The following is a 24,203-nucleotide window of genomic DNA, read 5'->3' on the forward strand; positions in this document are numbered from 1 at the left end:
ATCCTCCAGCGCGCAGGTTTACCACAGGGCATACGTCAAGTCCATGGTTCCGGTAAACCATGAATGTTTTGACGTTCACTTGCGGCTTACAGCTTACGGCTGGTTTCAACCTGAAGTTTGGGGCTGAAAAAAAACGCATGGTTGGAGGTAAACAGCGGCGGCGTACGATTGACGATAGCCTTGATAGCCGGCGTAGCGAGAAGCTCCTGTTGTAAAAAACGGCGCGCGGCTCGTCGCTCCGTGGCATGTTCATCAACGGGCAGGTAGAGATCCAGAGGCGAGGCCCCACCAGCGGCATCCGTTGCGGCCAGCGCCGAATGCCGCGGCATGTTCATGATGGCCAGGTTGAGATAATCGATACAGTCGGCATGGTCTTCGAGAAAGGCTTTGGTCCGGCGGGCCTCGTCCGGACTCTCGCCGGGCGTGCCGAGAAGCACGTACACGTAGGTCGCGATACCCGCCTGCCTGAGCCGCCGCAGCACTTCGGCAGCGATGGCCAGCCGGGTACCTTTGGCCAGACGATCGAGCACCGCCTGACTGCCGCTTTCCAATCCCAGCTGCAACAGCCGGCAACCGCCACGGGCCAGGCGTTCGATCAGATCGCCTTGCAGCAATGCCGCTTCAAAACGTACAAACCCGTACCACGACAAGTCGCAAAGCCGATCGGCCTGCGCCGCCAGAGCCTGCAGGGCGGACGGCGGTATGGCGTTATCGGTCAGGTGGAAATGACGCACCTTCCATCGTTGAGCCAGGCTACGCAGCAACTGCGGCAGTTCATGACCGGGAAAAGCCTTGTAGGGATGCGTCGGGCTGCTCGCCTCCGGACAAAACAGGCAGCGCGCCCAGTAGCAACCGCGGGAGGCCGTCACCGGCAACACCGGATGGGGGGACAAGTAGCCGGCGGTGTCGAGGTCGGTAAAATCAGGCTCCAGAGCCAGGGTTGAGCGGTCTTCCAGCAGGTAATCCGCCCGGGATTCCGCTTCCAGCAGATCGTACAGTGGCTGTTCACCGGGACCGGATACCAGATGATCGAAGACCGGCAGACGCATGCCCGTTTCCCGCAGCGCGGATTGCCAGGAAGTGATCATGCCGCCCCCCGCTACCAGAGGTATCCCGGGAAAATGGCGACGTAACAACCCTGCCAGTTCAAAAGCCGGCAAGACCTGGTGGCGATAATTGATGGACAGAGCCAGCATCCTCGGAGTTTGCCGCTTTATGGCCGGTAACAGCTCGCCGCAAAAATAGGAATGGAACAGGGTCTGCTCCTCGCCGGCAGCCAGGCGATCCATATCGGCTTCGGAATATTCGGACAACGCGCCGTGACGATAGTCCCCGAGGGTGAGTCGTTCGCTGCCGGAAACGCCATCATACAGACTCAGAGCATCGTTCAGGTAACGCACGGCCGTGGCATAACGCGCCGCATGAACAGCAGCAGCCGGCGAGCAGAGAAATGCCAGAGAGGAGTCGACGTGGCGCAGGGCGCGCCGCAAACGGGTGGATGGCGCAGGGCCGGCCTTGACAGCCAGCGTCTCAGGCCGCAACAGATAACGATAAGCGTCGCGATTGGCATCGACAACGCATACGTTTAAGCCGCGCGCTTTGAGATGGGCCTGCAACACGGCCAGGCCCAAAGGCGGCTCACCGGCTTTGGCCGCCGGTGGATGGATCAGCAGTACCGACATGGCTCAGGCGCGGCGCCGAACGCTGCCGACAAACGTCACAACCACCAGTACCATGAGTCCGATATCACGCCACAGAGCGGCGGTAACGGACGAATGGGCGCCGGGGCGAAAACAGCCGCAATCGATATCGAGACCGCGCACCAGCAACGATGACAGCGCCACAATGAATACCAGGTTCAGGCCACCGATAACCAGGCTGGCAGGACGCACCTTGCGATTGATAACTAACAACAATCCGGCCAGCATCTCGACAAAAGGCAGGGTGGCCGCCACCAGAAAATTGAGCCGATACGGCATGATCTGGTAGTTGGCGATCTCCCCGGCAAAACCCGCGGGATCGAAAGCCTTGACCACCCCCGCGTACAGGAACAGCCCTCCCAGCAGCAAACGGCTGACATGGTACAGGATAGGCTCGAAACGCTTCATGGCTGCCCCTCCTCCACCGGCATTCCGGCATCCTGCCACTCCGGCATGCCGCCTTCGAAAACACGGACATCCTTAAAACCGCTAGCCATCAGACGCTGGGCCAGCAGAAAAGAATCCTCGCAACTGTAACCACTGCAATAGGTAACCACAGAAACATCGACCGGCACCTCGGCGCGGAAAACCGCCAGCAGGGATTCCACCTCGCCCCACGGCAAACTGCGCGCCCCCGGCAGATGGCCCTGCAGGTAAAGATCGCCACTGCGGGCATCCAGCAATATGATCTCGCCGGCAGTCAGCTCCCGCAATTCCGACAGGGACATAGGCATCGGCAGCAAATCGCTTTCGGTCAAAGTCTCCGAAGGGACAACCGCCCCAGGGGCCTGCCCCGACCAGATCTGCCACAACAGGCGACCGTTGATGGCCGCTCCAGCCAATGTCGCCAGCAGAACAATCACTACGGCATCGCGCAGCAACTTGGGTAAGTCCGCGCCTATCAGCCTGTCACTCATCGGGAGACTCCAGCATTTCAGGCGAAAGGCCTTTGAGCATCTGGCGAAAGGCCATATTCTCCTGCCGCAGCGCAGTGATAATATCGGCGCTTTCGGTCAGCACCTCGTTCAATTCTTCGAGCTGTCGAGCCTGGTGCGTAAAACGTATCTCCAGTTCGACAATGCGCTCTTCCAGTTCCGCCAGGCGGTTTTGTTCGGTCTCATTCATAAGAAGCATGCTAGCAGAACCCCACCACCGACGCAATAAGTCTGAAAACAGGGCATTGCATATAACGGTGGGATCCATATAATGTAAAGGAACCAATAATAACCAGGGCACCGCATGGTGTTCGGACACCAAACCGCCGATACCGATCGGCACGAAGGCCTTTTCATGAGAAAACTATCCCTACCGCGCCCCCATGGCCGCATTCTTCTGGTAAGCTGTCTTCTAGCGGCTTTTTGTTCCACGCTTGCGCCGTCGCCGGGCCACTCCGACACAGGGCACAAACACCATACTCATCGTCAGCCGATGAGGTCCATTCCTGAAGTCGGCCTGGAAGAGCGCATTGGAGCCGTCATCCCCCTGGAGACGACGTTTCTGGATGAGCAGGGGCGACCGGTCGAATTATCCGAACTGATCACCGTGCCGACCCTGATCGCGCCGGTCTATTTCAGCTGCCCCAACGTGTGCAGTTTTCTGCAGGGCAGCCTGGCACAGGTTCTGCCCGACGTTCGCCTGACGCCGGATAAAGACTATCGTGTGCTGTCGATCAGCTTTGACGAACTGGAAAGCCCGACCGACGCCCGCAAAGCCCGGCAGACATACCGCACGGCCATGAACGCCCCTTACCCCGAGGATGCCTGGCGGTTTCTGACCGGCGACGAGGCCAGCATCCGGCATCTGCTGGATGCCGCAGGTTACCGTTTCACCCGCCGGGGAGAGGACTTTCTGCACCCGGTGGCGGTCTTCGTGGTAAATCCGGATGGGCGTATCGTGCGTTATCTGCACGGCACGCGCATGCTGCCCCTCGACGTCACGCTGGCCCTTACCGAAGCGGCCCAGGGACGTCTTGGCGCCACTATCCGCAAGGTGGTGCAGTTCTGTTTCAGTTACGATCCGGGCGGACGCCGCTACGTTTTCAACCTGTTGCGAGTCAGCGCCGTGGCCGTTATTCTGATGGCTGGAGGATTTGCTTTCTACCTGATTTTATCCAGCCGTAAAAAACCGGGAGAATAAGGAACAGCATGGGAAAAATCATCCGCATGGGAGAATACTTCAGACGCGGTTTCCTCGAACCTTCAGGCGACCAACCCTCCTTGTTCGATTGGATATTTTCCACCGACCACAAACGTATCGGCCTGCTCTATCTCTACTCCATCAGTACCTTTTTTGCCGTCGGCGTGACTTTAGGTCTGCTGATTCGCCTGGAACTGATCGCTCCGGGTAGCACCATTGTCGGGCCCGACACCTACAATGCGCTGTTCACTCTGCACGGGGTGGTGATGATCTTTCTGTTCATCATCCCTGGAATACCCGCCGCCTTCGGCAACATCCTGCTGCCGTTGCAGATCGGCGCACGGGATGTGGCTTTTCCGCGGCTGAATCTGTTTTCCTGGTGGCTCTACATCATCGGCGCCAGCATGGCCCTGTCCTCCCTGCTGGGAGGCGGCGGCCCGCCGGACACCGGCTGGACCTTTTATCTGCCTTTTGCCGGCGAGACCGCCACCAACGTGTCGCTGGCGGTATTTGCCGTCTTTATTCTCGGCTTTTCCTCCATTCTGACCGGCCTCAACTTTATCACCACAATACATCGGATGCGGGCCCCCGGCATGACCTGGACACGCCTGCCGCTGTTTATCTGGTCGCTGTACGCCACCGCCTGGGTGCAGGTACTGGCCACACCGATACTCGGCATCACCCTGCTGCTGATTCTGGCCGAGCGGATTCTGGGCCTGGGGCTGTTCGACGCCGCCCGCGGCGGCGACCCGCTGATGTACCAGCACCTGTTCTGGATTTACTCCCATCCTGCGGTCTACATCATGGTGCTGCCGGCCATGGGAGTGGTATCGGAAATCATCCCGGTCTTTGCGCGCCGACCGATTTTCGGTTACAAGGCCATCGTCGCCTCGAGTATCGGTATCGCCGCAGCGGGCTCCCTGGTGTGGGGACATCACATGTTCGTCAGCGGCATGAGCGACACCGCCATCCTGGTCTTTTCCCTGCTGACCTTCATCGTGGCGATCCCCTCGGCGGTCAAGGTGTTCAATTGGGTGGCGACCCTCTACGGCGGGTCGATCCGCCTCGACGCGCCGATGCTTTTCGCCCTGTCCTTCGTGCTGCTGTTTTCCATCGGAGGCCTGTCGGGGCTGGTGCTGGGCGCCGCGGCCACCGATGTGCATGTCCACGATACGCATTTTGTGGTGGCGCATTTTCATTACGTGATGTTCGGTGGCACCGGCTTCGCCTTTTTCGGCGCCCTGCACTACTGGTTCCCGAAAATTTTCGGGTGCATGTACAATAACCGCCGGGCCACATGGGGCTGGGGCATCATGATCATCGGTTTCAACCTGCTGTACTTCTCCATGATGCTGGCCGGCCTGCGAGGCATGCCGCGTCGCTACTACGACTACCTGCTTCAATTTTCCCAACTCAATCGTCTGGCGACCTACGGCTCGTGGATTCTGGCAGTGGGCCTGATGCTCATGGCCGCCAACCTGTTGATTGCCCTGCGGCGCGGCCAATGCGTCGGCGCCAATCCCTGGGAGGCGGCAACCCTTGAGTGGACCGTAGCATCGCCGCCGCCGACCGAAAATTTCGCGCAACTGCCACAGGTTAGCCATGGCCCGTACGACTTTAAAAAGGCGGGGAAGCCATGAACACATCGGCACAGCATCACGATGCGGAAGGCGCACGACTGGGCATGTGGCTGTTCCTGCTCTCCGAGCTGCTGCTGTTCGGCGGACTCTTCGTGCTTTTTGCCGTTTACCTGCAGCGCTATCCGGACCAGTTTATCGCCGGGGGCAAGCAGTTGAGTCTGGCTTTCGGCGCCGGCAATACCGCTCTGCTGCTGACCAGCAGCCTGACCGTGGCGCTGGCCCTCGAAGCCCTGCGCCGCAACCGCTACCGTCTCTGCCAGTGGCTGCTGGGCAGTACCATCGGCGCTGCGCTGTGGTTCCTGGTCAACAAGGGGCTGGAATGGCACGCCAAATTCGAGCACGATCTCTACCCCGGCTCGGTGACATTGCGCCAGGCACCGCCCGGCCATGACACCTTTTTCGGTCTGTACTACCTGACCACCGGCCTGCACGGGCTGCACGTGATCATCGGCGGCGTCATCCTGGCATGGGTACTGTGCCTGGTGCGCCAGGGCCGCATAACCGGAACATCCCCGACCATCCTGGAGAACAGCGCCCTTTACTGGCACCTGGTGGATGTGATCTGGATATTCATTTTTCCTCTGTACTACCTGCTGCTGTAGGAGAGTTCACCGTGCCTGACGACACCCGACATACCGGCGCCATGCGTCAGTTAATCGCGACCTGGGGGCTGCTGCTGTGCCTGACGGCCGCCACCGTCGGCATTTCGCGTATTGACCTGGGGGCGGGCAACATCTGGGCGGCCCTCGGCATCGCCACCGGCAAAGCCGCTCTGGTCATCTTCTTTTTCATGCATTTGAAAGAAGAAGGACGGGTGATCAAAATCTCGCTGCTGGTCGCCCTTGCAACCCTGGCAACCTTTATCGGCCTGACTTTTTTCGATGTTCTTTATCGCTGAGAGGCTTACGTGACCCCAACGTGGCTCGATACCGCCGAGGCGGTGGACAAGGTTTTCCTGTATATCTTCGGCATCAGCCTGATACTGCTGGTCCTTATCACCGGTGTCATGGTGGCGTTTGCCATCCGCTTTCATCGCAGCCGACAACCCCAACCGAAAGAAATCCCAAGCTCCTGTCTGTGGCTGGAAATCACCTGGACCCTGATCCCCACCCTCATCGTATTGAGCATGTTCTGGTACGGATGGCAGGGCTACCTGTCCCTGACCAACGTACCGCCCGACGCCCTGCCGGTCAAAGCGGTCGCCCGCCAGTGGTCCTGGAGCTTCGTCTACCCAGGCGGCCGTACCAGTCCCGAACTGGTGGTTCCGGCCGGCCGGCCCGTACGGATCGCCATCGTCTCCGAGGATGTGCTGCACAGCCTTTATATCCCGGCCTTCCGCATCAAGAAGGACGCGGTGCCGGGGATGACCACCCATGTCTGGTTCCGGGCACCGGAAACCGGCACGTTCGACCTTTTCTGCACGGAATACTGCGGACTCGCCCATGCCAGCATGATCACCAGCGTCGAGGTGCTGTCCCCCGACGCCTTCGCAGACTGGCTGCAGAAACCGCAACCTGAAGCAGGCCTGGCCAAAGGCCGACAACTGCTGGAACAGTACGGCTGTCTGGCCTGCCACTCTCTAGACGACAGTCCCCGGGTCGGACCGAGTTTCGCGCAGCTTGTCGAAGGGCAAAAGCGGGCTTTCGCACAGCCTCCGGACACATCCCAAAAAGTTGACCGTAATTATGTTCAACGCAGCATTCTCGATCCGGCAAGCCAGGTGGTGCAGGGCTATGCCGCGGTCATGCCGGCATATGGCGAAAAAATCGGTGAGCAGGACCTGCAGATACTGATCGACTTTCTGCTTCAGACGGCCGACAGCTCCGCAGGCGAACAACCCACGGCTACGGAGACGCAGCCATGATTCGCACTCTGTTGCGCCTGCCGCTATGCAGCGCAGTGGCAGGCGCATCCCTGGCCGGGTACCTGGCGGCCGGCGGAGCGTACGGCGCACGAGCAGCCTGGCTTGGCCTGGGTGTCCTGTCGGCGGCGGCGGGCGCCTCGGTGCTCAATCAATGGCAGGAGCGCCACACCGATGCCCGCATGGAGAGAACCCGCTGCCGCCCCCTGGCCAGCGGACGCCTGAAGCCGGCCACCGGTTTGAGCATCGGCCTCGGCCTGGCGATATCTGGAGCCCTGTTGCTGACCGCTCTGGACCGACGAAGCGGCTTGCTGAGCCTGAGTATTTTCCTGCTCTACCACCTCGTCTACACCCCCTTGAAACGCCATACCGTACTGGCTCTGCTGCCCGGCACCCTGTGCGGCGCACTGCCGCTGGCCATCGGCTGGCTGGCGGGCGGCGGTCGCGGGCAGGACCCCCGGCTGACCTGCATGACCGCCATACTGCTACTATGGCAAATCCCTCACAGCTGGTACATCCTGCTGCAACACCGCCCCGACCTGCGTCGTGCCGGCCTTTTCCCGGAGCTTCACCTCCTGCCTGTCAAGCGCCTGCGGCAACTGATTTTTGTCTGGATTTTGGCGCTGTCAACCGCTACCCTGTCGCTTCCGGCCCTTACCATGCCCGACTCCACCACGGTCCGTTGGCTATGCACGGGGCTGGCCACCTGGCCCCTTGTGGCCTTGCGGCCGTTCGCTACCGGAAAAAACCGGGAACCGATTGCTGGCTGGCAACACAGCACCGGCGTGGTTTTTCTGGGAACGGTTATGGCCCTGCTTCTGTTCCATTGATATTGCTATCGACAAGGAGAGGAACCACATGCATGCTGCCAAGGAGCGAATGCGCCTTCGCATCTATCTTGCCATATTCTGTTCGGTAATGATTCTGGGTACTGTCGGCTTCATGTTTGCCGAACACCTTTCGGTTATCGACGCTATCTACTTTACTATTGTGACTATCGCCACGGTGGGCTATGGAGACATCTCGCCGGCAACGGCCGGCGGCAAAGCACTGGCTGTTGTTCTCATCGTGACCGGGGTGGGTACTTTTGTCAGCACCCTGGCCGCCGCAACGGAAGTGTTTCTCAATCGTCGGGAATACCAGACCCGGCAACAGAAACTGCAAATGATTGTGGGATTGTATTTCAGCGAGGCGGGCTGTGAACTCCTGGCCCACTGTGCTCGCGCCGACTACCAGAGAGGCTTTCTGGAACAGAGGTTGGCCATCGACGGCAGCTGGTTGCCCAAAGACTTTACCCGTGCACAGCAGGCCCTGGCCGCCCATGCTTTCGAAATTCAGCAGGGGCGATTCGACCTGGACTCTCTGCGGGTTCTTCTCAATAATCAGGGCCCCATGCTGGTGCGGCTGCTTGAAAGTCCCTACCTGCTGGAGCATGAGACCTTTACTGATCTTCTTCTCGCGACGCTGCACCTCAGGGAAGAGCTCCAGCATCGGCAGGGGTTTTCCCAGTTGCCGGACAGCGATCTCGAGCACCTTGCCGGGGACATACGCCGCGTTTACCAACTTGCGACAGGCCAGTGGCTCAATTACACCCAGCACCTGCTGAACCACTACCCGTTCCTGTATTCGCTGGCGGTACGCACCAACCCCTTTGTTTCCGAAGCCTGCCCGCTGGTTCAAGCAAGCTAGTGTGCATCCGGAAACTCAGGATGCACACTGCGCAGTTTTCATAAGAGAAATGAGTGATTTTTCCCAAGGTCAAGAAAATCGAGCACTTGCGCGGAGGTGTAGTTTTTACGCCACATCATGGAGCAGGATGCGCAATGGACAGCCTCCGGCTGCCCGTAGGGCGAGGGCCAGGGATGGCCCAAGTCACAAGCAAGTGGGAAGATTGACGCAGAGATTGGGGAAAAGGACCGTTTCCGGATGAAAACAAGCTGAGGCAAAGGAAAACCGCTGGGTCAATCGACATCCACCCGTCGGCGCTGCTGCTTACGCTGGGAGCGCATCCGCTTGCCGGTAAGTCGTCGCTCGCGGGCTGCCTTGCCGGGTTTGGTGGCTATGCGCCGGCGCGGTTTACGCCGCATGGCTTCCAAACGTTGGGCCAAACGCTCAAGCGCATGCTCGATGTTGGCCTGACGGGAACGCCGTTCGGAAGCGGTCACCGTGATGCCGCTGGGACGATGGTGAATGCGGACGGCCGTTTCGGTCTTGTTCCGATGCTGTCCGCCCGGTCCGCCGGCTTTAAAAAAGGTGATGTCCAGATCCTGCTTATTGATTGTCATGACACCGTTCCGTGAAGGGGCTGGCCTTTTCAATCCGGCCATGGTAGAAATTTTTCTTTTATCGATACTTCGGAGGACCGACATATGAGTCATTTTGCCCTGACCATCATCGGCCGGGACCACCCCGGCATCGTCGCCAAGGTTACGGAAGTTCTCTACCACCTCGGTTGCAACATCGCAGATTCGAGTTGCACCATTCTGGGTGGGCAATTCGCCATGATCCTGATTATTTCCCACCCCGATCTGCAGGAACAGGCCGAATTCGACAACGCCTTTGCCGCCCTCGAAAAAGACGGGCTGTCCGTCTTTCTTCGAAAACTGCAACCCGGCGGAGAAACCGCACCGCAACTCGATGGCGAACTTTGCATGATCTCCGTCTATGGTTCCGACAAACCCGGTATCGTCTATCCCGTCGTCAAGGAACTGGGAGATCGTCAGATCAACATCACCGACCTCAATACCAAGCTGGTCGGCTCCAAACAAAATCCGGTATATGTGATGATGATCGAGGCCGTACTTCCTGTGGGTCTCGAGGTCGAGCAACTGTCCACGGTGCTGAATCGCTTAAAGCAGGACCTGCAGATCGATATTTCCGTACGCAGCATAACCCCCGTGGAACTCTAAGATCATGGCCGTCAAGGACATTCTGCTTTATCCGCATCCTGCACTCAAGGAAATTTGCACGCCGGTAACGCAATGCGACGAGAACGTCGATTCTTTGATCCAGGATCTCATCGATACCATGGTGGCCGCCGGCCACTCCGTAGGCGTCGCCGCCCCCCAGATCGGCATTACACGCCGCGTGGTGGTGGTCGATGTATCCCACAGCAAACTCGGACGTAAGGAAAACCATGGCCTGATCGTCATGATCAATCCCGAAATCCTCGAACAGGAGGGGCGCACCGCTTCCCGGGAAGGCTGCATGAGCGTACCCGATTACACCGGCAATGTCACGCGGGCCGAAAGCGTGGTGGTGCAATATCTCGACCGCAGCGGCAACAAGCAGGTGATCCGCGCCACGGGGTTCGAGGCGATAGCCCTGCAACACGAAATCGATCACCTCGACGGGTTGCTGTTTCTGGACCGAGTCTCCAGCCTTAAAACTGATCTTTTCAGACGAAAAAAACGCTGACCGTCCGGTCTTCACGGTAAATATCCCGAACGCCCCTTCATTGAATACCGAGACCCATTCAGTATACTTTGAGCAAGCTTTCCAGCAGCAACCTTCATTTTTATCCAAGGGGGCAGCATGTTCAGTGGTCACAACCGTCCGGCAAGCACCGATGCCGAGCGAATCTGGATAGAGAATGTGCGTCCATCCGACTGGACGAATCCCGAACCAGCCCCCCGATATAATCTGGTGGTGGTCGGCGCCGGTTCCGCCGGTCTGGTTACGGCTGCGGGTGCCGCCGGCCTCGGTGCACGGGTGGCCCTGATCGAAAAACTCAACATGGGCGGTGACTGCCTTAATTTCGGGTGCGTCCCCTCCAAGGGCTTGATCCGATGCGGGCGTGCCGTTTCCGCGGCCCGCAACGCCCACCGCTTCGGGGCCACAGGTACCGACAAGGTCAAAGCCGACTTCACCTCGGCCATGGCCTATATGCAGGAAGTCCGTTCCGCCATCAGTCAGCATGATTCGGCCCGACGCTTCCAACAGGAACTGGGTGTGGATGTTTTTCTGGGGACGGGCACGTTTGTTTCCCATGACACCCTGACGGTCGACGGAAAACCGTTGAGATTCCGCAAAGCCGCCATCTGCACCGGTGCCAGAGCCTCTGCGCCTCCCATCCCCGGACTGGAAGAAACCGGCTACCTGACCAACGAAACGGTCTTTTCCCTGAACAAACGACCTTCACGACTGGCCATCATCGGTGCCGGTCCCATCGGTTGCGAGTTGGCCCAGGCGTTTGCCCGCCTCGGCAGCCAGGTCACTGTTTTGGAGTACGGCAGTGGCGCACTGCCTCGGGAAGACCGTGACGCTGCCGCCCTGATCGAGCAGGCCATGATCCGTGAAGGGATCACGCTTTACTTCGACTGCCGCACCAAGCAGATCAGCCGGCAGGGCAACACCAGAAACATTGACATGGATCTTCCCGACGGCCCGCGGCATATTGCGGTGGACGACATCCTGGTAGCCGCAGGCCGCACCCCCAACGTGACGGGCCTGGGTCTTGAAAAAGCCGGAGTCGCCTTCGATCCCAAAACCGGGATCAAGGTCGACAGGCGTCTGCGCACCAGCAACCGCCGCATCTTTGCCGCCGGGGATGTCTGCTCGCCCTACAAATTCACCCATACGGCCGATGCCATGGCCCGTATGCTGCTGGCCAACGCCCTGTTTCCCGGTCGGCAGTCAACTTCCTCCATGGTTATCCCCTGGGTAACCTATACCTCTCCGGAAGTGGCTCACGTGGGGCTCTATGAAGAACAAGCCCGGCAAAAGGGCCTTGCCGTCACCACCCTGACCGTCCCCCTTGCGGATACCGACCGGGGCCTTATCGATGGCGAAACAGCCGGTTTTGCACGGGTTCACCTCAAAAAGAACAGTGACAAGATCCTCGGTGCGACCATCGTCGCCGAACACGCCGGCGAAATGATTGGCGAAATGGCGCTGGCCATTTCCGGCGGACTGGGCCTGGGGGCCATCGGCAGGACCATCCACCCCTACCCGACCCAGGCGGAAATGATGCGCAAACTGGCCGATGCCTACCAGCGCAACCGCTTGACGCCAAGGATCAAGAAACTCCTTAACATCTGGTTTCGCTGGCAGTGTCGCTGAACTTATCCCCAGGCAAAGGCGGTTTTTAACAAGTTATCCACACCTGCACCCTTTTGATGTCGAGGAACGGACATGTCCCCTCTCTCTGAGCCACAACGCCGACAGCTTGAACAGGCAGCCCGCCAGGCGGCCGAGAAAAGCTACAGCCCCTACAGTCGGTTTGCCGTAGGCGCCGCCTTGCTGGCCGCTGACGGCAGCATCGCTACCGGCTGCAACATCGAGAACGCCTCCTACGGCCTGACCCTGTGTGCCGAGCGGGTAGCCATGGCCCGAGCCGTGGCCGACGGGCAGCGGCATTTTATCGCCCTGCTCCTGTTTACGGCGACAGCACATCCGACCCCGCCTTGCGGCGCCTGCCTGCAGATGCTTGCGGAATTTGCCCCGACATTGCACATCACGGCGGTATGCGATACCCATTTGACCCTTGAAGGGCCACTTCAGGATTTCCTGCCCCATGCATTCGGAAAGCCGCCTTGCCCCTAAGCCTGTCATAACAATATTTGGAACAATCACAACTCTATCCAGGAGACACCGCGTGACGGACAATCCCCCCCTTTACCATATTGGTTTTTGTGCCGAGGACCTCGGCCCCACGCCACCGACCACCGCCCTGCTGTGCGGCGCACCGGAGCGCGCCAGGCAAATCGCCATGGCCAGCGAGGGTGTGTCCTGCCAGAAAACACTATCCGAAAACCGTGGACTGAACAGTTACCTGCTGACCCTCGACACCGGCCAACCCCTGCTGGCGGCCACCAGCGGCATGGGGGCCCCCTCCTTGAGCATTGTGGTCAACGAACTGTACAGCGTCGGGATCCGCCGCATAATCCGGGTCGGGACCTGCGGCTCCATCCAGGAACATGTCAAGGTCGGCAGCGTGGTCATCTCTTATGCCGCTCTGTGTCGCCAGGGAGCCGCCAACGATATCGCGCCTGTCGAATATCCCGCGGCAGCTGATCCCTATATCAGCGTGGCCCTGGGCAACGCAGCCGCCCGGCTGCATATCGACCACCACCTGGGGCTGACCGCTTCCGTCGACTCCTTTTATGAGGGCCAGGAACGCGTCGACACATCCGCCAACCGCTATCTGATGCGCCAGCTGCAGGGTATCACCGAAGAATATCGCCGCTTGAATATTCTCAATTATGAAATGGAAGCCGGCACTCTGTTTAAAATGGCAGGTGTCTACGGATTTTCTGCAGGATGCGTCTGCGGAGTACTGGCCGGACGTACCGCCAGCGAAGCGATCGATGGGAAGCTTAAGGACCAGGCCCAGAGCAATGCCATACGGGTCGCTCTGGAAGCCGTTCGCCATCTGGAAAACCACATGCCGGCATGAGGCTTTCCACCCCGTCTAGAAAATCGTAGCACATTCCCCGGCAGCCTGGTCATAACCAGGATCGCTCGCTTCGCTGAGCACGAGCTGATCGCGACCACCTTCTTTGGCTTCATACATGGCGCTATCGGCCCGCGCGATAAGATCATCGGCATGTTCTCCTGGGAAATACTCGGCCACTCCGACACTTAACGTCACCAATGAAATCAAGCTTTCCTTTTCATGTTCCTGCCATTGCAGCAAGGTGCCCTGGAGGCGCGTATAAATGTCGACGGCCGTCTGGAAATCACCGCCCGGCAAAATGACCGCAAACTCTTCCCCACCATAGCGGCAGGCCACGTCCTTTTCACGGATCACAGACCCTATCATTTGCCCCAATTGTCGCAACACCTGATCTCCCTGGAGATGCCCGTAGCGATCGTTGAACAGCTTGAAATTGTCTATATCCATCATCATCAGGGTAAAAGATTGGTTCAACGGCTCCGCGCACTGAATCGCAAGATCCAGTTGAGTGCGAAAATACCGCATATTGAACAATCCGGTCAAAGCATCGGTAAACGCCAATTCCATGTGTCGCCGTTCCGACACCCGCAAAACTTCGCGCTCGTGCTGCAAAGCTTTTACACTGTCACCCAAGGCACAGGCCAACAATCCTATACCCGCTATGCCCCCAACCTCGTACAGGTAGGAAAACCCGGGTCGACAGGATAAACAGCCACCTAGAACAAGAACATGCACAACACCGATGGCGCCCGCAGCAACACTGGCGATGAATATAAAACGGGCCCGCCGGTTGCCTCTGCTCCAGGCTATCAAACTGGCACCCGCCATAACGGCAACAGCCATGCTCGCTACCCCGATATAGGCCATCTCGAACATAAGAGAGGCACCCCCAAGCGCCAACAACAGAAGACACCCTCCTTGCAGCATAAAAAACAGCAACAAGCGGTCAACAATCCGGTCGGCAGCGTGCAAAAAACATCGTGCGAAGCACCCGGAAAAACAGAAAGCTCCGCCGAGCGCCAACAGAGCCAGGCGATGCACCATAGCCGCCGGCAAAGCGAGCAGGTACTCCGAGCTCAAAGGCTGAATAAAAAGAAAAAATCCCCCAAACGATAAAGCCGCCAGGGAATGCCATGCATAACTGCGCTCACGCAATGCAACGAACATGATCAGGCTATAAACGGACAGGGCCAGGAAAATCCCCAGAATGATGCCGAAACGCAGCATTTTGCGTGTCACCTGCTCCTGGTAAGCCTTCATGGTCGTAATCACGGGCGACAGCACCAGGCTGGACAATGGAACCACGCGTATATACAAGGTTTGGGGGGTGGCCGTAAGTTCGGGTAAATAAAATGCCGAATGGCAGCCGGGTCTCGATACGCGGCCCGGAAAGCCGCATTGGGAAGACTGCGACGAAATCTTTTTGATCTTCGCCGCGGCGCCGGGCCCTTGCGATACGACATAGACCTGCACATTTCGGACAAAGGGCCGCCCCAGATCGAACACCCACACAAACGGTGATCCTTCGGCACCTCCATGGGGCCCGATTGAGGTGTTGACTTCCAACCGCAGCCAATACACAGCGTCGGTCATCCCCAGATTGAGCATCTCCCCCTGTATCGGCGCGAAAGCGGCAGCAGAAACGGGATTCACAAGTTGCTCTATAGACCGGTCCCCCGCGGGATCTTCGAGAATCCCCATATAAGGAGCGACCTTCCTCACGGGCCTGCTCTTTTCCAGGCTCAGAACCTTGGCGCGGACGGGCAAGGCATGCCCCAGAAGCATGCAAATGCTCAACAGTATCCATACCATTCCTTGCTGTGAGGCCTTCGTCTTAAACGACATATGTCTGCAACTCGTGCTCCGCCCTGCTGTTTTGGTGAAACCGCCACCTGCCGACATGTATTCCATAAGCTTCCGGACTGGCAGCCGTTTTCCCCAGACGACAAAACCTGAACTCAAAACCTAATCCCCCCATCGGCCCCACCGGGCAAACCGCATGCGATTGCACCGCTCGGCGCCGATTGTAAGAAACAAGCCATAACTCATTGTTCATTAGATACCTTTCAAATGAAAACTTTACCCTGTTTTTTAAATTTATCAACATTAGATTCCTGCCACAGTGAACCTACAGCAACATTGCCCCCCTCCTCCCCTTGACAATGGGGTGGTGAATGTCTACATTAGGATCGAAATCAGATATACGGAGGTTTTCCCAATGCCCATTTACGAATACCAATGCGATGCATGCGGCTTGATTTTTGAAGCCCGTCAGAAATTTTCCGATGAGCCTTTGAGCCAGTGCCAGAAATGTGGCGGCTCGGTGCAGAAGCTTATTTCCCAATCAGCGTTCACCCTCAAAGGGGGAGGCTGGTACCAACAGGGTTACTCGTCCAGCAGCAAACCTGCTGCCTGCAGTTCAGGTAGCCCGGCAGCAAGCTGTGGCGGCTGTCCCAAGGCAGCCAGCAACGGTTAAAAAAAAGCGCCCCCCGGCAATCCGGAGGGCGCTTTTCAGTTAAGCGCTTCACGGCACATTTTTACGGTACCCGGCATCCTGCCCCCAGCACCACTTTTCTCCCTGCGTTTTCCATCACGGCACGGGCTTGCCCGTTCTGCATCGACAACTCGCCACAACCGGGCAAGCGAGCCCTCGCCATAAAGAAGGTATCCAAGAGTGCTCCGGCCTTTACAAGCCACCATCTTTTCCGTATATTTCGCTAAAATCGGGTCGGTTGTGCAACACGGCTTTCATCCGACGCCGGTCATCGCCAACGGCTGGCCAAACCAAGCACACAGAAGACGCAACGATTCCCGACAGTCGCAGGGAAACGATGCCGTCTACAGGGGGGCACATGTTCTTTCCGGAAGAATTGCTCTACAACGAGGACCATGTCTGGATCGAAGAAGATGGAGAACAAGTCACTATCGGCATCACCGAATCTCTTCAGGATGATGTCGAGGAGATCCTATCCATCGAAATGCCGGACGTCGAAACGGAACTTGAACTGGGAGATACCCTGGTGACGATCGAACTGCGCCAGGGGATGCTGGAGATCTACGCCCCTCTTTCGGGGGAAATCGTTGAGATCAACAAGGATCTCTCCGACTCACCCGAATGGCTGATGTCTTCGCCCTATGAAGATGGCTGGATCATCCGCATGAAATTAACCCGTCCGGAAGAAATAGACGACCTGATGGATGCGGATGATTATACGGAGTTCGTGCAGGGAGACCTATAGATAGATCCCTCCCATGCAGGGTGGCGAATCAAAAACAAAAACTTACCTTCCGGTTATATTGCGGGATACGCCATTGCCGGAAAGCCTGTATTGAAAATAGGCCATAATGGTAAGCTGATCCTTGGCATAGGATGAGGGAAGGTTTCCGTAAGACGCGCCGCGATAGACAGCGGCGATCGCTTCCCGATCAAGGGTGGGATACCCGGAGCTTTCCAGCGGTTCGACCGCATCGACACTGCCATCCTGATTGATGACGATCCTAAGCAGACAGACACCGGACTGGCCGCGTTCGGCTGCCGCGCGGGGATAGTTCCAGACCTGATAGATATTATCGCGAAAGCGCTTAAAAAAGGATGACAACAGGTCCTTTTCCGTATCGAGCCATACCGCCTCGCCTTCTTCCACATCCTCGCGATATTTACGAGCCCATCCCTCCCGCAATCGTTGCTGCGTCGTCTGCGGCAAACCAAGATCGAGAGGGGCGGGCGAAACAGCCCCCGTATCTCCCGGCCGCTTGCGCTCGACTGGTGCTGCCGCAGGAGGCGGAGCCGCTACCGTCGGTAGCGGTTGACGGTCCTCGGGAGCATCCCCCCTGGGCGCGGTTTCCCGCGGCACCACCTGGTCGCGGGGCGCAAGTCTTTTGGCCGGCTTTCGGCGCGGTTGCGTTACAGGCTGTGCGGGCATATCGACTTCGCGCGGCCGTTGCTGTGGCGGTCGCACTTCCACCACCACGGGTTTCTTGACGGAAGGTGCCACCAGCAGATCATCCGCAGGCAACAGGTACAGCAACAGCGCATGCAACAGCAGAGACAAAACGGCGAAGGCAGCCAGAAGAATGTCTTGACGGGAAGAGGGACTCATCGTGTCCTTTGATTCCACCTTGGATGCTGTCTGCTTTGATCGCCATTGCGCACTCGAATTAATCGAAGACCGATTAACCGCAAGTACTTTCGATCCATACCGAAGCTCGACAGTCCCTCAGTGAAATGATTATTTTTTTAAGCCATTATACATGAACCCCAGCGCTTTTGGCCAGATCAGAATCCCAGCCTTCAAGACATCCGGAAGCTGGACAATAATCCGAAAAGAGGTTGACCCCCCTGGGGGCATACAGTATAAATGAGGCGCCCATACATTCTACATCCGAAGGAGGATTCCTGATGCATTTAGCCGATCAAATCAAAGCCAAAGCCCGCGAAAACCGCCAAGTTGTCGTATTGCCCGAAGGCTACGACGACCGTATGATCCAGGCTGCCGGCCCCATCGTTAAAGACAACCTCGCGGACGTTGTGCTGCTTGGCGAGCCCGCTGCCTTGCAGGCCAAAGCCACGGAACTCGGTGTATCCCTCGAAGGCGTCACCCTGCTCGACCCTAAAAGTGCTCCCCAGCTCGACACCTATGCCGACGAACTGGTCGAAATCCGGAAGAAAAAAGGGCTGTCCAAAGATGACGCATTGAAACTTCTGACCGCCGATGACAACCTGTTTTTCGCCACCATGATGGTACGTCAAGGTGATGCCGGCGGATGTGTTGCCGGCGCCTACAACACCACTGGCAACGTACTGCGCGCTGCGTTCCAGGTCATTGGCCCTGCACCCGGCATGAAAACCGTATCGTCCTGCTTTATCATGGTAACCAAGACCCCGGAATTCGGCGAAAACGGTGCTCTGATTTTTGCTGACTGCGGCGTCAACCCCAATCCTGACGCAGCTGCCCTTGCGGAAATCGCCGTTTCATCGGCTCAAAGCTGCAAAAGCTTCCTCGGTGCCGAGGCCCGCGTAGCGATGCTGTCCTTTTCCACCAAAGGCAGCGCAAAGCATGAAGACCCGGACAAGGTCATTGCGGCCCTTGCAATCGCTAAGGAAAAAGCCCCTGAGCTGCAGATCGATGGCGAGTTGCAGGCCGACGCCGCCCTGGTACCCGCAGTAGGCAACAGCAAAGCTCCCGGCTCAAACGTCGCCGGCAAAGCCAACACTCTGGTTTTCCCCGATCTCGATGCCGGCAACATTGCTTACAAACTTGTTCAGCGTCTGGCCAAAGCCGAAGCTTTCGGACCTATCATTCAGGGACTAGCCAAACCGGTCAACGACCTGTCCCGCGGCTGCTCGGTGGATGACATCATCAGCGTTACCGCTATCACTGCGGTTCAAGCCCAAGGCTAATCGCACAGAACATTTACTGTCACATTCTAAAATAAGTCTCCCAGGTGTAAACTTATTTCAGGACGGGACACACGACCCAAAAAAGGCCGGTGGAATTTATCCACCGGCCTTTTTACGTGCGATTTCTTTTTTCGATTTACTTGCGCTCGTAGTCCTTGGACTTGAAGCTGTAATCGAAGCTCATGTGGTCGCTGTAGGTGTTTTCCAGGATACCGACCACGTCTTCGGTGAAGACCAGTTCTTCGTCGGTGGGGATGACAAACACCTTGACCGGGGAATCGGGAGTGGAGATCTCCACTTCGGCTTTCTTGGTGCGGGTCTTGAGGTTGAGTTCCTTGTTGATCTTGATACCCAGCGCCTCGAGCCCTTCCAGAGCATCCTGACGGATTTCCGCGCCCATTTCACCAACACCGGCGGTAAAGACGATGGCGTCGACCTTGCCGAGAGCAGCCATGTAAGCACCGATGTACTTCTTGATGCGATAGGCTTCGATATCGTTGGCCAGCTTGCAACGCTTGTCGCCGGCCTTGACCCCTTCGCCGATATCGCGGCGGTCGGTGTACTTGCCGGTGATGCCGAGAAGACCGGACTTTTTGTTCAGCAGGCTGTCCATCTCCTTGGCGGTGTAGCCTTCGCGCTCCATGATGAAGGTCGGGATCGCGGGGTCGATATCGCCGCAACGGGTACCCATAACGGCACCTTCGAGGGGGGTCAGACCCATGCTGGTATCGACGCAGACGCCGCCGCGGATGGCCGCATGGGAAGCACCGTTACCGATGTGCAGGGTGATGATGTTGCAGTCTTTGGCATCCTTGCCGAGCAGCACGGCGGCACGCTTGGACACGTAGAGGTGCGAAGTGCCGTGGAAACCGTAACGACGCACGCTGTGCTTTTCGTACCACTCGTAAGGCAGCGGATACATGTACGCTTCCTCGGGCATGGTCTGATGGAAAGCGGTGTCGAAAATAGCCACATGGGGAACATCGGGCAGAACTTTCTGGGCTGCCACGATGCCCATGATGTTGGGCGGATTGTGCAGAGGAGCCAGGTGCTGAACGTCCTTGATCCCCTGGAGAACTTCCTCGTCGATCAGAACGGAGCTGGCGAACTTCTCCCCGCCGTGGACAACACGGTGACCAACGGCCGAGATTTCGCTCATGGACTTAACCACGCCGACCTTCGCGTCGGACAGGGTCTTGATGATCAATTCGATGGCCACGGTGTGATCGGGGCAATCGTGCTCACTTTTGTAGTCTTCCCGTCCGGGAACCTCGTGAGAAATGAAGGAGTCACCGATGCCGACCCTTTCGACAACACCCTTGGCGATTACTTCACGGCGTTCCCAGCTGTACAGCTGATATTTTACGGACGAGCTTCCGCAGTTCAAAGCGAGAATATCCATAGAAATTAACGTGCCTCCTCTTTAAATGTGTTACGGGCGGAAAGGCCGGCCCCCTTCCGCCCATCTGTCAGGCTAGTCAAACGCATAGATACTATAAGATGCCCTCTATAAATGCAAGGCCTTTGTCCTGGATGTCGTTTACACCACTATGTGAGTTCTTTTACATCTTTTGGGGTGGACAAGCTATAAAAAGGTGTTGTAGAATCCGCAGCAGAATTAACAAGGGAAGAAGAAAGTGATTTTAAAGCAAAGGAGGTGAATACCTTGGCCCATACCATCACTGAAGATTGCATCAACTGCGGTGCTTGTGACGACAGCTGCCCTCTCGGCGCTATCGAAGAAAAAGGTGACGCCCGCGTTATCGACGCTGACGCCTGCACCGACTGTGGCGCCTGTGTTGACAGCTGCCCCGTAGACGCTATCAAAGCGGACTAATCCAGCAAGACCATTGTATAGCGGGAGAAACCTGTAACGGATTCTCCCGCTATATTTTTACAAACCTCCGCACCATCCTGCCAAAGACAGCGAGGCAAGCATGCCCGGTTTCTGGGAACTCGTTCTGCTCCTCATCATCTGCCTGTTGTTGTTCGGTGCCCGCCGATTGCCGGAAATAGGCGCCAGCCTGGGCAAAGGTCTGTCGAATTTCCAACACAGCCTGCGCGGCAACAAGGACAAAGACTCCCCCGACGATTCGAACCCCCCGCAAGATAAACACTGAAGCCGGGAAACCACTTAGCACAAGCGCGATACCCTGCCACCGATCGGCGGCAAAAAAAAGAGCCGCACCCAAGTGCAGCTCCACGATTCAAGTTACCTTTTGCTCTGGCCCCAGCCGGTGCTTCGTCACCAAGCCGCCTTGCCCGGCAATCCCTAACGGGAAGCGGGCTTGGAATCGACAACCTCGACCGAAAATTCACTCAAGCCGGGCGGCAAATTGCGAAACACAACGGTAAAGGGAATGGACTTGCCCGCAGGCACGTTGAGGTTGCTCAGAGAATCTCCGAATTGATTATTCATCTGTTCGACAATGCGCTCAAAAGGCATGCCCTGCAACTCGTCGGCTGCCAGGGGGTTACCGCAGAATGCCGTCTGCTGCAACAAGGTTCTACCTGCACCGTCGAACAGCAAACCCTTGACCGCCACCGCAGAACGTGGCCCCCGGTACTCGTTAATCGCTTCGCCCTGAATAACGAATAAACGCCCGGCCTTTTTGCTGTCCAGGAAAAAACCCTTCAATTTCTCCGTCCGGATCTGACCTTCCGACACAGCCGCACCGCCGTCAAGATGCAACAAGGATCGCACTTTGTTCACATCCAGCACGCCCTTTTGCCAGGCAAAATAGCCCCCACCGGCAAGTCCCCCCAAAATCAGGAAAAACAACAGAGCCAAACCTTTATGACCCGACTTGCGCGCCTTGGGTACTTTTTGCGGCGGAGGCAACTCCCCCAAATCATTTTCATCCAGGGACTGTTCGCCGAACAAATCCTCATCGCCGGACATCATACCGTCATCATTCAACAGCGAATCGTTCGAGACCGACGCGTCGTCGGTCGTTTCACCGGTGAAGGCAAAGGACATGGAGTCGGCGGTCTGTTTGGTTTTTTCCTCCGCAAAAATCGCAGAGGCGGCCTCATCCCCCTTTGGGGCATCCTCTCCCATGGAGAACTCATCGCCCATGGAAAAGTCATCGCCCTCCTCGAAGGAGGGCTCATCTTCGAAGCTGAACGCTGCATCCGAATCTTCCGCATCCCCGAAAAGGCCGTCCGACTCCTCCCCGAAGTCGGCACCTAAGGCATCGAAATCGAATTCATCGGAGAACTCTTCCTCAAAGGCCGTATCGCTTGCATCGCCGGCGGCATCCGGCTCGGCTGCAAAATCGAACTCGTGAAACGCAACCCCGCCCTGCCCGGAAACATCCTGCCGGGTTTCGGTATGATCATCGGCAAAGTTCGGTTCCGTTGGCAAAGCAGGTTCCGCCGCTGGTTCGAAGGATGGTTCCGCCGGGGAGGGCTTTACCGTAAAAATCTTCTGGCATTTGGAACAACGGACTTTGGTACCGCCCGGCTTCAACTTTTCATCCGCCAGGCGAAACCGACTGGCACAGTCAGGACATTGCACAATCATATCGGCCTCTCCTCATCGACAGGGGGCGCATCTTCAAGCACATACAAATCCGGCAGTTCTCGATACTTCTCCTGATAATCGAGCCCATAACCGACAACAAAACCATCATCCAGTGCCAGACCTATATAATCGGCCTCGATATCAACCCGGCGATCCACCCGTTTGTCCAGCAAGGTGCAAATCTTCAGAGACCGCGGCTTACGATCGAGAAGCCTATGATACAGAGTCTGCAATGTATATCCGGTATCGACAATATCCTCAACGATGACTACATCCCGATCCGTAACGGAAAATTCGAGATCTTTGCGCATCTCGACCACCCCCGAGGAGATTGTTTCGCAGCCATAGCTGGCCAAACGAACGAAATCCACCACCACCGGGCAGGTAAGGGTCCGAACCAGATCGGCAAAAAATAAAAAGGAGCCTTTCAATACACAGACCAGCAAAATTTCCCGACCAGCGTAATCGCGGTTGATTTCGCTTCCCAACCTGCGCACCTGCTCGGCAATCTGGTCGCGCGTATACAGAATTTTAAGAGAGTCTAACATAACCAGTTCCAAATCAAATGAACACCGCTTTCAAGTCCGCAATGTATAACAACACTCCACTGGACTGTCAATCCTAATGCCCCCGCCTGTTATAAATATCGGACTGATCGTCCCTCATACCGGATGGTCGCCGACACGGCCGAATGGAGATTTTACCAAAAGCTTCGCATGCGCTGTGAAAGGGTGGTTTGAAAGGTTAAATAATGCTATATAAGTCTGACACCGATTGGATTACCGTACCGACGATCGGGACTCGAATGTTTTCACCATGGAGGTCGTTCATGAAAAACCTGTTCGCGCTGTCTTCTGCGCTGCTCTTACTTTTCGGCTTTTTCTGCCCGGCTCTGGCCGCTCCGCAACTGGTTACACCTCAACCGGCCTTTCATTTCGGAACCATCGCCGAGGGGGATAAAGTCCATCACGTTTTCACCTTCACCAATCAGGGAGATCAACCCCTCATCATCAACCGGGTGCGATCCACCTGCGGTTGCACAGGCACCCTGCTGTCCCAAAAAGAAATCCCGCCTGGAGAGTCGGGAGAGATCAAGACCGTTTTCAACTCCAGCGGCATGCGGGGTCCGATCGTCAAATGGATCCATGTATACAGCAACGACCCCATAAACCCCAAAGTGCGGCTGCAGATCAATGGTGTCGTCCAGCCGGAAATCGACTTCACCCCCAGACGTCTGCGCCTTACCGGTATGGAACCGGGGAAAAAACACGAAGCGCTGGTCACCCTGACCAACAATAGCGAGCAGCCCATTTTTCTGTCGCATCTGACCACGACACCCGCCGTTCTTTCCGCCCGTCTATCCGAAACCAGACTGGAACCCGGCGGTACCGCAAACATCAAAATCAGTTTTGAGATCCCGGCCGGCAAAACCCACCAGAATGGATATATAAGCCTTAAAACCAGCAGTCCACGCACACCGAAAATACGCATCCCTGTCTTCGGCGTTGGGCACGCCCAGACCCGCTAACGGTCTGCGCCGCT

28 protein-coding genes are annotated in these 24,203 nt (G+C 57.3%); 18 read left to right on the forward strand and 10 right to left on the reverse strand.

Translation table 11 applies throughout. The annotated features are described in order from the left end of the window. Positions 1-86: 86 nt before the first annotated feature. Genes PCAR_RS13750 through PCAR_RS18825 form a run of 4 tightly spaced genes read right to left on the reverse strand, consistent with a single transcriptional unit; the run spans position 87 to position 2,825 of the window. Positions 87-1,682, reverse strand: coding sequence for a B12-binding domain-containing radical SAM protein (locus tag PCAR_RS13750; protein ID WP_011342295.1), 1,596 nt, complete (start codon positions 1,680-1,682; stop codon positions 87-89). A 3-nt stretch (positions 1,683-1,685) separates the two neighbouring features. Beyond that, positions 1,686-2,108, reverse strand: a complete 423-nt coding sequence (locus PCAR_RS13755; protein WP_011342296.1) for a MauE/DoxX family redox-associated membrane protein — start codon at positions 2,106-2,108, stop codon at positions 1,686-1,688. After that, positions 2,105-2,617, reverse strand: coding sequence for a rhodanese-like domain-containing protein (locus PCAR_RS13760; protein ID WP_011342297.1), 513 nt, complete (start codon positions 2,615-2,617; stop codon positions 2,105-2,107). Before PCAR_RS13760 ends, PCAR_RS13755 begins: the two co-directional genes overlap by 4 nt. Continuing rightward, positions 2,610-2,825, reverse strand: coding sequence for a SlyX family protein (locus tag PCAR_RS18825; protein WP_158447430.1), 216 nt, complete (start codon positions 2,823-2,825; stop codon positions 2,610-2,612). Before PCAR_RS18825 ends, PCAR_RS13760 begins: the two co-directional genes overlap by 8 nt. A 165-nt stretch (positions 2,826-2,990) precedes the next feature. Between PCAR_RS18825 and PCAR_RS13770 the strand changes: the two genes are divergently transcribed. From PCAR_RS13770 to PCAR_RS13800, 7 genes are read left to right on the forward strand one after another with little or no spacing between them, the layout of a single operon-like run. Then, entirely contained in the window at positions 2,991-3,836 is an 846-nt protein-coding gene (locus tag PCAR_RS13770) for an SCO family protein (RefSeq protein ID WP_041531911.1), read from the forward strand. A gap of 8 nt (positions 3,837-3,844) precedes the next feature. Then, entirely contained in the window at positions 3,845-5,476 is a 1,632-nt protein-coding gene (gene ctaD, locus PCAR_RS13775; protein ID WP_011342300.1) for a cytochrome c oxidase subunit I, read from the forward strand. Further along, positions 5,473-6,078 (forward strand): cytochrome c oxidase subunit 3, encoded by a 606-nt coding sequence (locus PCAR_RS13780; protein ID WP_011342301.1) that lies wholly within the window; start codon positions 5,473-5,475, stop codon positions 6,076-6,078. The genes ctaD and PCAR_RS13780 overlap by 4 nt, the downstream gene beginning before the upstream one ends. 11 nt (positions 6,079-6,089) lie before the next feature. Continuing rightward, positions 6,090-6,374 (forward strand): cytochrome C oxidase subunit IV family protein, encoded by a 285-nt coding sequence (locus PCAR_RS13785; RefSeq protein WP_011342302.1) that lies wholly within the window; start codon positions 6,090-6,092, stop codon positions 6,372-6,374. Positions 6,375-6,383: 9 nt separating this feature from the next. Beyond that, entirely contained in the window at positions 6,384-7,340 is a 957-nt protein-coding gene (coxB, locus tag PCAR_RS13790; protein ID WP_011342303.1) for a cytochrome c oxidase subunit II, read from the forward strand. Beyond that, positions 7,337-8,167: a UbiA family prenyltransferase gene (locus PCAR_RS13795; protein WP_011342304.1), complete on the forward strand. Its 831-nt coding sequence runs from the start codon at positions 7,337-7,339 to the stop codon at positions 8,165-8,167. Before coxB ends, PCAR_RS13795 begins: the two co-directional genes overlap by 4 nt. A gap of 28 nt (positions 8,168-8,195) precedes the next feature. Then, on the forward strand, positions 8,196-9,026 hold the full coding sequence (locus tag PCAR_RS13800; RefSeq protein WP_011342305.1) for a potassium channel family protein: 831 nt from the start codon (positions 8,196-8,198) through the stop codon (positions 9,024-9,026). A 272-nt stretch (positions 9,027-9,298) separates the two neighbouring features. Here the strand turns inward: PCAR_RS13800 and PCAR_RS13805 are convergent, their stop codons facing one another. Next, complete coding sequence (locus PCAR_RS13805; RefSeq protein ID WP_011342306.1) at positions 9,299-9,622, reverse strand: peptide chain release factor family protein; 324 nt, start codon at positions 9,620-9,622, stop codon at positions 9,299-9,301. Positions 9,623-9,706: 84 nt separating this feature from the next. On the opposite strand from PCAR_RS13805, the gene PCAR_RS13810 reads away from it, so the two are divergent. From PCAR_RS13810 to PCAR_RS13830, 5 genes are all read left to right on the forward strand, one after another. Then, positions 9,707-10,246, forward strand: a complete 540-nt coding sequence (locus PCAR_RS13810) for a glycine cleavage system protein R (RefSeq protein WP_011342307.1) — start codon at positions 9,707-9,709, stop codon at positions 10,244-10,246. Positions 10,247-10,250: 4 nt separating this feature from the next. Then, on the forward strand, positions 10,251-10,754 hold the full coding sequence (gene def, locus PCAR_RS13815) for a peptide deformylase (protein WP_011342308.1): 504 nt from the start codon (positions 10,251-10,253) through the stop codon (positions 10,752-10,754). A 117-nt stretch (positions 10,755-10,871) separates the two neighbouring features. Then, complete coding sequence (locus PCAR_RS13820) at positions 10,872-12,398, forward strand: mercuric reductase (protein WP_011342309.1); 1,527 nt, start codon at positions 10,872-10,874, stop codon at positions 12,396-12,398. Between the two features lie 72 nt (positions 12,399-12,470). After that, a complete protein-coding gene (locus PCAR_RS13825) occupies positions 12,471-12,881 on the forward strand; it encodes a cytidine deaminase (RefSeq protein ID WP_011342310.1) in 411 nt (136 codons plus the stop codon). A gap of 52 nt (positions 12,882-12,933) precedes the next feature. Beyond that, positions 12,934-13,734: a nucleoside phosphorylase gene (locus PCAR_RS13830; RefSeq protein ID WP_041531386.1), complete on the forward strand. Its 801-nt coding sequence runs from the start codon at positions 12,934-12,936 to the stop codon at positions 13,732-13,734. Positions 13,735-13,749: 15 nt separating this feature from the next. On the opposite strand, the gene PCAR_RS18025 is transcribed toward PCAR_RS13830, so the two are convergent. After that, positions 13,750-15,546 carry a diguanylate cyclase gene (locus PCAR_RS18025; protein WP_158447431.1) on the reverse strand — a complete coding sequence of 599 codons (1,797 nt, stop codon included), beginning with the start codon at positions 15,544-15,546 and terminating at the stop codon, positions 13,750-13,752. A gap of 406 nt (positions 15,547-15,952) precedes the next feature. Between PCAR_RS18025 and PCAR_RS13845 the strand changes: the two genes are divergently transcribed. Continuing rightward, the gene (locus PCAR_RS13845; RefSeq protein ID WP_011342313.1) at positions 15,953-16,210 is read left to right on the forward strand and encodes an FmdB family zinc ribbon protein; all 258 of its coding nucleotides are present in this window, start codon (positions 15,953-15,955) and stop codon (positions 16,208-16,210) included. A 376-nt stretch (positions 16,211-16,586) separates the two neighbouring features. Continuing rightward, positions 16,587-16,973, forward strand: coding sequence for a glycine cleavage system protein H (locus PCAR_RS13850; RefSeq protein ID WP_041531388.1), 387 nt, complete (start codon positions 16,587-16,589; stop codon positions 16,971-16,973). A 42-nt stretch (positions 16,974-17,015) separates the two neighbouring features. On the opposite strand, the gene PCAR_RS13855 is transcribed toward PCAR_RS13850, so the two are convergent. Further along, positions 17,016-17,834, reverse strand: coding sequence for an energy transducer TonB (locus tag PCAR_RS13855; protein ID WP_011342315.1), 819 nt, complete (start codon positions 17,832-17,834; stop codon positions 17,016-17,018). 299 nt (positions 17,835-18,133) lie between these two features. Between PCAR_RS13855 and pta the strand changes: the two genes are divergently transcribed. After that, the gene (gene pta / locus PCAR_RS13860; RefSeq protein ID WP_011342316.1) at positions 18,134-19,135 is read left to right on the forward strand and encodes a phosphate acetyltransferase; all 1,002 of its coding nucleotides are present in this window, start codon (positions 18,134-18,136) and stop codon (positions 19,133-19,135) included. Positions 19,136-19,271: 136 nt separating this feature from the next. Here the strand turns inward: pta and PCAR_RS13865 are convergent, their stop codons facing one another. Then, positions 19,272-20,537: an acetate kinase gene (locus PCAR_RS13865; RefSeq protein WP_011342317.1), complete on the reverse strand. Its 1,266-nt coding sequence runs from the start codon at positions 20,535-20,537 to the stop codon at positions 19,272-19,274. Between the two features lie 264 nt (positions 20,538-20,801). Between PCAR_RS13865 and PCAR_RS13870 the strand changes: the two genes are divergently transcribed. Next, on the forward strand, positions 20,802-20,972 hold the full coding sequence (locus tag PCAR_RS13870; RefSeq protein ID WP_041531389.1) for a DUF362 domain-containing protein: 171 nt from the start codon (positions 20,802-20,804) through the stop codon (positions 20,970-20,972). Positions 20,973-21,072: 100 nt separating this feature from the next. Next, the gene (locus PCAR_RS18475) at positions 21,073-21,255 is read left to right on the forward strand and encodes a twin-arginine translocase TatA/TatE family subunit (RefSeq protein WP_011342319.1); all 183 of its coding nucleotides are present in this window, start codon (positions 21,073-21,075) and stop codon (positions 21,253-21,255) included. A 152-nt stretch (positions 21,256-21,407) separates the two neighbouring features. On the opposite strand, the gene PCAR_RS13880 is transcribed toward PCAR_RS18475, so the two are convergent. Both PCAR_RS13880 and hpt read right to left on the reverse strand, forming a co-directional pair. Further along, entirely contained in the window at positions 21,408-22,661 is a 1,254-nt protein-coding gene (locus PCAR_RS13880) for a DUF3426 domain-containing protein (RefSeq protein WP_011342320.1), read from the reverse strand. Further along, complete coding sequence (hpt, locus tag PCAR_RS13885) at positions 22,658-23,209, reverse strand: hypoxanthine phosphoribosyltransferase (protein ID WP_011342321.1); 552 nt, start codon at positions 23,207-23,209, stop codon at positions 22,658-22,660. The genes PCAR_RS13880 and hpt overlap by 4 nt, the downstream gene beginning before the upstream one ends. Before the next feature lie 281 nt (positions 23,210-23,490). On the opposite strand from hpt, the gene PCAR_RS18030 reads away from it, so the two are divergent. Continuing rightward, complete coding sequence (locus PCAR_RS18030) at positions 23,491-24,189, forward strand: DUF1573 domain-containing protein (RefSeq protein ID WP_011342322.1); 699 nt, start codon at positions 23,491-23,493, stop codon at positions 24,187-24,189. Positions 24,190-24,203: the final 14 nt, after the last annotated feature.

The organism is Syntrophotalea carbinolica DSM 2380 (genome assembly GCF_000012885.1).
Taxonomy (GTDB): Bacteria; Desulfobacterota; Desulfuromonadia; order Desulfuromonadales; family Syntrophotaleaceae; genus Syntrophotalea; species Syntrophotalea carbinolica.

What these genes read in the sequence shown, in the direction of transcription:
- PCAR_RS13750 (WP_011342295.1), bottom strand. Translation starts at nt 1,682, where the DNA reads ATGTCGGTACTGCTGATCCATCCACCGGCGGCCAAAGCCGGTGAGCCG.
- PCAR_RS13755 (WP_011342296.1), bottom strand. Translation starts at nt 2,108, where the DNA reads ATGAAGCGTTTCGAGCCTATCCTGTACCATGTCAGCCGTTTGCTGCTG.
- PCAR_RS13760 (WP_011342297.1), bottom strand. Translation starts at nt 2,617, where the DNA reads ATGAGTGACAGGCTGATAGGCGCGGACTTACCCAAGTTGCTGCGCGAT.
- PCAR_RS18825 (WP_158447430.1), bottom strand. Translation starts at nt 2,825, where the DNA reads ATGAATGAGACCGAACAAAACCGCCTGGCGGAACTGGAAGAGCGCATT.
- PCAR_RS13770 (WP_041531911.1), top strand. Translation starts at nt 2,991, where the DNA reads ATGAGAAAACTATCCCTACCGCGCCCCCATGGCCGCATTCTTCTGGTA.
- ctaD (WP_011342300.1), top strand. Translation starts at nt 3,845, where the DNA reads ATGGGAAAAATCATCCGCATGGGAGAATACTTCAGACGCGGTTTCCTC.
- PCAR_RS13780 (WP_011342301.1), top strand. Translation starts at nt 5,473, where the DNA reads ATGAACACATCGGCACAGCATCACGATGCGGAAGGCGCACGACTGGGC.
- PCAR_RS13795 (WP_011342304.1), top strand. Translation starts at nt 7,337, where the DNA reads ATGATTCGCACTCTGTTGCGCCTGCCGCTATGCAGCGCAGTGGCAGGC.
- PCAR_RS13800 (WP_011342305.1), top strand. Translation starts at nt 8,196, where the DNA reads ATGCATGCTGCCAAGGAGCGAATGCGCCTTCGCATCTATCTTGCCATA.
- PCAR_RS13805 (WP_011342306.1), bottom strand. Translation starts at nt 9,622, where the DNA reads ATGACAATCAATAAGCAGGATCTGGACATCACCTTTTTTAAAGCCGGC.
- PCAR_RS13810 (WP_011342307.1), top strand. Translation starts at nt 9,707, where the DNA reads ATGAGTCATTTTGCCCTGACCATCATCGGCCGGGACCACCCCGGCATC.
- def (WP_011342308.1), top strand. Translation starts at nt 10,251, where the DNA reads ATGGCCGTCAAGGACATTCTGCTTTATCCGCATCCTGCACTCAAGGAA.
- PCAR_RS13820 (WP_011342309.1), top strand. Translation starts at nt 10,872, where the DNA reads ATGTTCAGTGGTCACAACCGTCCGGCAAGCACCGATGCCGAGCGAATC.
- PCAR_RS13825 (WP_011342310.1), top strand. Translation starts at nt 12,471, where the DNA reads ATGTCCCCTCTCTCTGAGCCACAACGCCGACAGCTTGAACAGGCAGCC.
- PCAR_RS18025 (WP_158447431.1), bottom strand. Translation starts at nt 15,546, where the DNA reads ATGGTATGGATACTGTTGAGCATTTGCATGCTTCTGGGGCATGCCTTG.
- PCAR_RS13845 (WP_011342313.1), top strand. Translation starts at nt 15,953, where the DNA reads ATGCCCATTTACGAATACCAATGCGATGCATGCGGCTTGATTTTTGAA.
- PCAR_RS13850 (WP_041531388.1), top strand. Translation starts at nt 16,587, where the DNA reads ATGTTCTTTCCGGAAGAATTGCTCTACAACGAGGACCATGTCTGGATC.
- PCAR_RS13855 (WP_011342315.1), bottom strand. Translation starts at nt 17,834, where the DNA reads ATGAGTCCCTCTTCCCGTCAAGACATTCTTCTGGCTGCCTTCGCCGTT.
- pta (WP_011342316.1), top strand. Translation starts at nt 18,134, where the DNA reads ATGCATTTAGCCGATCAAATCAAAGCCAAAGCCCGCGAAAACCGCCAA.
- PCAR_RS13865 (WP_011342317.1), bottom strand. Translation starts at nt 20,537, where the DNA reads ATGGATATTCTCGCTTTGAACTGCGGAAGCTCGTCCGTAAAATATCAG.
- PCAR_RS18475 (WP_011342319.1), top strand. Translation starts at nt 21,073, where the DNA reads ATGCCCGGTTTCTGGGAACTCGTTCTGCTCCTCATCATCTGCCTGTTG.
- PCAR_RS13880 (WP_011342320.1), bottom strand. Translation starts at nt 22,661, where the DNA reads ATGATTGTGCAATGTCCTGACTGTGCCAGTCGGTTTCGCCTGGCGGAT.
- hpt (WP_011342321.1), bottom strand. Translation starts at nt 23,209, where the DNA reads ATGTTAGACTCTCTTAAAATTCTGTATACGCGCGACCAGATTGCCGAG.
- PCAR_RS18030 (WP_011342322.1), top strand. Translation starts at nt 23,491, where the DNA reads ATGAAAAACCTGTTCGCGCTGTCTTCTGCGCTGCTCTTACTTTTCGGC.